Source organism: Bradyrhizobium sp. WSM2254, assembly GCF_000472645.1.
Lineage (GTDB): Bacteria > Pseudomonadota > Alphaproteobacteria > Rhizobiales > Xanthobacteraceae > Bradyrhizobium > Bradyrhizobium niftali.
On sequence record NZ_AXAB01000090.1, the window covers coordinates 1 to 4,493 of the forward strand.

A 4,493-nucleotide genomic window follows, 5' to 3' on the forward strand; every position below is an offset into this window, starting at 1 on the left:
AAGGAGGAGCTTGGACTTGACCACTTCGAAGGGCGATCATGGCAAGGTCTTCATCGCCACGCCCTTATGACAATGATTGCCTACGCCTTCCTGCAAAATCGTCGCCTCGCATATGCGGGGCGGAAAAAAAAGAATNAACGGGCCTCCGCCCCAGCCAACCATGCCCGCCGTACGTCACGCCATCGTCGATCTCATCCTTCGGCCGCCGTCTCAGCAGTGCCCATATTGCCGAAAGCAAATCCTTGAAAAACAGTGGCGCAAACCAATTCTGCCAAAGTAGTGCTAGACTAGTTAAGACACTCGCAGGGGCAGACAGGAGACACCCGCCTAATCGGCTGCGTCTATGGCAGCGAAAAAATCAATTAGACGATTCACAAATGTGCTTGTGAGAATCTTGAGGATCGGGAAAAATCGGCAATCCGGGGCTGGCTAGACCATTTGATCTCGGAATTATTGAAACCCGGACGGGGCCGCTGATGGCGAGTCGGCGGCCCTTGTCTATGTGGCAAGGCGGCTGCCAAGTTTTCCTGGTGCCCCGCGACCCCGTTGGCGACGTGCTCTATGGGACCGAACTCCTAGACCTATGCTATTGGCGGTACACCGCAAAGATTGATACGTGACAGCGCCCGTGCCGAGCGCTTATATTAAAGCCCCCATGACCACGCCGATCACGATCAAGAAGCACGAACGCGTCCCCGACACCGGCAGCTGTAAGGTCCGCTTCGCGGACGGCCGTCCGAGCGTCTATTTCTACTGGGGCGACCTGCCCGGCCGGCGGCTTCGACCGGATCTGCTGACGCGCAACGAGGCCAAGGCCAAGGAACTGGCTCGCATCGAGCGCGACAAGCTCGCCGGCGCCAGCGCATGAAGCACGTCGAGACCCGCCACTTCGCAGATCCGCAAGTTGCCGCACGCAAGCTCCTCGAGCTCGCCGCCGGCGTCGAGCCCGTCAATGCGCGCATTCACATCGAGAAGATCAACGCGCCGTTCCTCTCCAGAAACGGCTGCAAGGCGACGGGCGTGCGGCTAATAGGCTGAGGTCCAATAAAAACGGTCCCAGCATACCCCTATGCTGGGACCGTTGGAGGTGCTTGGCGGTAGTGGGTCGCTAAGCATCCCTAGCTTAGGAAAAACTGGCAATCAGGTCTGTGCGCTTTCGTACACAAGCGGTATGGTTCCGCTCGGGAACGGAACTGATCGCAATGAAAGACATGCAGGCTCAATTGGAAAAGCTCCGCACGGATGCTGCCGAGTGCGCCCTCATCCGTGACCTGGCGACCGACCCGAAGAAACGAGAGCTTTTTACGAGGTTGGCTGATCACCTGACGACGCTCCAGCGCGCAAGGATGCTGGCAACCGGCGCCACCTCGATCTGCAAGCTGAACCTCTTGGTGTAGAGATTGATGAGCGCATCGTGACTTTCATCAGACGAGCTGCAGAGCGCGTCCTCAGCGAGGATAACACGGTAGCCGATATCGACCGCAGCCAGCACCGTTGCGAGCACACAGACATCGGTCTCACCGCCAGACACGATCAGCGTGTCCACCTGATGCTCATCCAGAAAGGCTTGCAGCCGCCTATTGGTGAATGCGCAGTAAGTCTGGCGGTCGATGACCGTGGCAGGCGGCACAAAGCGTGTCAGGGCCGGCATCAGCTCAAGCAACCCCGGATCGACCTTGTCGCGTGTCACGCATTCCCATTTCTCATAATAGGCTTTCCAGACGCCGCGCGCCTCGGCCTTGTTACGGACCGGAATGAAGCGCGTGAAGACGGTACGTGGCGGCGCGTGCGCAATCAGCCTGACCGCCTCGGGTAGCGCACGCTCCAACCAGGGCGTTGCCCACGGGGCATACGGTGCGAACAACCTTTGCATGTCGATGCAGAGATGGACGGCGTGAGGACCGGGGGGTGCGAGCAGTTGCCCCATGACTAGCCCTATCTTCCCTGACGACCAAAGTCCGTCAGCCGCCTTATGACGCGCTCCAGCGCGACTCCGATCGCCAGACCCGCAAGTACATCACTTGCCCAGTGAGCCAGCAGGAACACGCGTGTCGACACCAGAACGGCGCCGAGGCCCCACGCGAGATTGCGCTTGGCGGGCGACAGGACCGCGGCGGCGGATGCGAGGGCACCGACATGCACGGCATGCCCCGAGGGGAACGCATCCAGCGCGCGGCCGGAGAGTGGGATGCCATGCAGATGGCCGCGCACGGTGCGCCGGTCCGGCCGCACCTGGTCAAAATGCGTTTTTAGAAGGTGTGGCAACAGGACAGAGGCGAGCGTCGTCAGCAGCACATGATCGCTTGCGTGCCGCTGCGGCAGTGGTTTGGCGCGACACCAGAGCCACCATCCGACGGCAACCGCGGTCAGAATATGCTCATCCGCTCCCCAGGTCAGCGCGCCCGAAATCCGCTCCGGCAGCGGACGGGTGTGTCGCGCAATCGCACGCGCAAGTTCGATATCGGCGGACAAAGGATGTACTCGTATCGTCATCGACTGCCTTCTCTCGCAGATGTCCTTATGCCCTGCAGCAATCTCCGTAAAAGAGCGATTGGAAAGCAGAGCAAGTCGTCCTGGTCTTTCAATCAACCGCCTCGAAAACCGTTCCCGGCTAGGAACTGTGCGCCGGACGGACGCGTTGGATGCGAGGGACAGATCAATGGAGGAGAGAGCCATGGGCTTTGGACGAGGCGCATTGTTGTGGTTGCTGGGCATACCGTTGCCGATCATTCTGCTGCTCGCGATCTTCTGGCACCATTAAACCAGCGGCACAGGTCAGGCGAGCCTGTCGGCCAAAGGACTGTCGCAGTGCCCTGAGCAGCCCTGATGTAATATTCATGCGATGCTGGCCGGCTCGACAGCCTATGCCATTGGCGAAGGCCGCAGATGGCCCGTTGGCCTCGCCCGCAAACCGCGGCAGGCCATGGCGTTTTATTCGGTGCTTGCCCTCTCGGTCGGCCTCGGTATGGCGCTCAATTTCACGCCAATTGATCCGATCAAGACGCTTTACTGGAGTGCGGTCATTAACGGGGTGCTGGCAGCACCGGTAATGACCGTTTTAATGCTGCTTGTCAGACGGCGTGACGTGATGGGCAAGCTCGTGGTCGAAGGCTGGCTGTATTGGCTCGGCTGGGCGTCGACGGCGGCGATGGCTCTTTGCATCGTCGGCATGGCGGTCAGCATGCTGATACCAGGATCGTCCTAGAAACGGCGATCAAGGAGGAATGGTGGACTACGCGCTGCGCTTTCTGATTGGCGGTTTGGTCGTCTCCCTGTTTGCGGTCATAGGCGACCTGCTGCGGCCCAAGAGCTTCGCGGGATTGTTTGGCGCCGCCCCCTCCGTAGCTCTAGCAACGCTCGGCCTCGCCTTCTCAAAACATGGCGGCGACTATGTTGCGATCGAAGGCCGCTCGATGATGCTCGGTTCGATCGCGCTCGCGGCTTACAGCGTTGCTGTTTGTCAGTTGCTGATACGGGCCGAATGGTCGACGCTCAAGGCCACCCTCGCCGCTTTCGCGATCTGGCTTGTGGCCGCGATAGGCCTCAAGCAATTTTTGATAGGCTGACCACTATGGTGGTCCACTTCAAGTTCTCCGCACTCAAGCAGGGACGACTTTACGAATATGTCGTGCGTTTTGCATTGGGCGGGTTGGCGACCGTGGTGGCTGGCCTTGTCGCGGACGGGGCAGGGCCGGAGGCCGGCGGGCTGATGCTGGCTTTTCCAGCGATCTTCTGTGCCAGTGCGACCTTGATCGAGAAGCATGAGCGTGAGCGCAAGGAGAAAAACGGCCTGCGCGGGCAGCGACGCGGAAAGGCTGCCGCCGCACTTGATGCCGCCGGGGCCGGATGGGGAAGTCTGGGCCTTGCCTGTTTCGCGCTATTCATCTGGTGGCAGGGACGCGCCTCGCAGCCCGCGCTCTGCCTTGCGGCGGCTTCGCTCGTCTGGTTCGCAGTCGCCGTCCTCATGTGGCGTCTACGGCGCGAACTACTTTTCGGGAGTTCCTCCTAAAATTTAAGAGTCGTCCGCAACCCGAACACGGAAGCATTCTTGAGTGGCGTTCCGGCTAGAGGTCCTGAAGGGTTCGTTGCTCCTCCTCCGGGGTGAATGATGTACTGAAAATTGGGCTGCAGCGTCCAGCCATCCCTGATCTGGTACTGATAGACGGCGGTTAGAAGGCTTCGCTCACAGGTTATTCGGCGGCCCAATCCTCGGGATTCGATAGTTGTTGGTCCGATCCCGGTAATCTCAAAGATCACTTCCTCGTCTCGCGTTTTGGCAAACTGCCAGGCCTTGGGCGGCACATGCGTTAACGTCCTTGCAGGAAAGCTCGAGAGTTTGCGCTCCATCGGGACTTTGATGGACCGGCAATCGCGAAGAATATTAGAACGACGACATTGAGTTGCATCACCCTAACGGGTGACAGTTGGGATGTCTGCTTACCTTGTCACTTTGGTAGCAACTCTTTATGGTAAACGACTAATGGTTGCAGATT

At 59.5% G+C, this 4,493-nt stretch carries 8 protein-coding genes and 2 pseudogenes; 7 read left to right on the forward strand and 3 right to left on the reverse strand.

Going from position 1 to position 4,493, the window contains the following annotated elements:
* The 4 genes and pseudogenes from A3M7_RS47915 to A3M7_RS50920 form a co-directional block, all read left to right on the forward strand.
* Positions 1-246: pseudogene (locus A3M7_RS47915) on the forward strand (IS701 family transposase); the annotation flags it as partial.
* Between the two features lie 409 nt (positions 247-655).
* The gene (locus tag A3M7_RS50100) at positions 656-868 is read left to right on the forward strand and encodes a hypothetical protein (RefSeq protein WP_027548473.1); all 213 of its coding nucleotides are present in this window, start codon (positions 656-658) and stop codon (positions 866-868) included.
* Positions 865-1,038, forward strand: a complete 174-nt coding sequence (locus tag A3M7_RS50105; protein ID WP_198033892.1) for a hypothetical protein — start codon at positions 865-867, stop codon at positions 1,036-1,038. The genes A3M7_RS50100 and A3M7_RS50105 overlap by 4 nt, the downstream gene beginning before the upstream one ends.
* 164 nt (positions 1,039-1,202) lie before the next feature.
* Positions 1,203-1,397, forward strand: a complete 195-nt coding sequence (locus A3M7_RS50920; protein ID WP_084302862.1) for a hypothetical protein — start codon at positions 1,203-1,205, stop codon at positions 1,395-1,397.
* Here A3M7_RS50920 and A3M7_RS0137505 read toward each other — a convergent pair.
* On the reverse strand, positions 1,319-1,927 hold the full coding sequence (locus A3M7_RS0137505) for a cysteine hydrolase (protein WP_027548474.1): 609 nt from the start codon (positions 1,925-1,927) through the stop codon (positions 1,319-1,321). The genes A3M7_RS50920 and A3M7_RS0137505 overlap by 79 nt on opposite strands.
* Positions 1,928-1,935: 8 nt before the next feature.
* Positions 1,936-2,472: a phosphatase PAP2 family protein gene (locus tag A3M7_RS0137510; RefSeq protein ID WP_245284412.1), complete on the reverse strand. Its 537-nt coding sequence runs from the start codon at positions 2,470-2,472 to the stop codon at positions 1,936-1,938.
* Positions 2,473-2,842: 370 nt separating this feature from the next.
* Here A3M7_RS0137510 and A3M7_RS0137520 point away from each other — a divergent pair.
* The 3 genes and pseudogenes from A3M7_RS0137520 to A3M7_RS0137530 all read left to right on the forward strand — a co-directional run.
* Positions 2,843-3,205: pseudogene (locus A3M7_RS0137520) on the forward strand (divalent metal cation transporter); the annotation flags it as partial.
* A 19-nt stretch (positions 3,206-3,224) separates the two neighbouring features.
* Positions 3,225-3,566, forward strand: coding sequence for a DUF3147 family protein (locus tag A3M7_RS0137525; RefSeq protein ID WP_027548477.1), 342 nt, complete (start codon positions 3,225-3,227; stop codon positions 3,564-3,566).
* Positions 3,567-3,571: 5 nt separating this feature from the next.
* The gene (locus tag A3M7_RS0137530; protein ID WP_027548478.1) at positions 3,572-4,009 is read left to right on the forward strand and encodes a DUF3147 family protein; all 438 of its coding nucleotides are present in this window, start codon (positions 3,572-3,574) and stop codon (positions 4,007-4,009) included.
* Here A3M7_RS0137530 and A3M7_RS50925 read toward each other — a convergent pair.
* Positions 4,006-4,347: a carbohydrate porin gene (locus A3M7_RS50925; protein WP_245284413.1), complete on the reverse strand. Its 342-nt coding sequence runs from the start codon at positions 4,345-4,347 to the stop codon at positions 4,006-4,008. The genes A3M7_RS0137530 and A3M7_RS50925 overlap by 4 nt on opposite strands.
* Between the last annotated feature and the right edge of the window lie 146 nt (positions 4,348-4,493).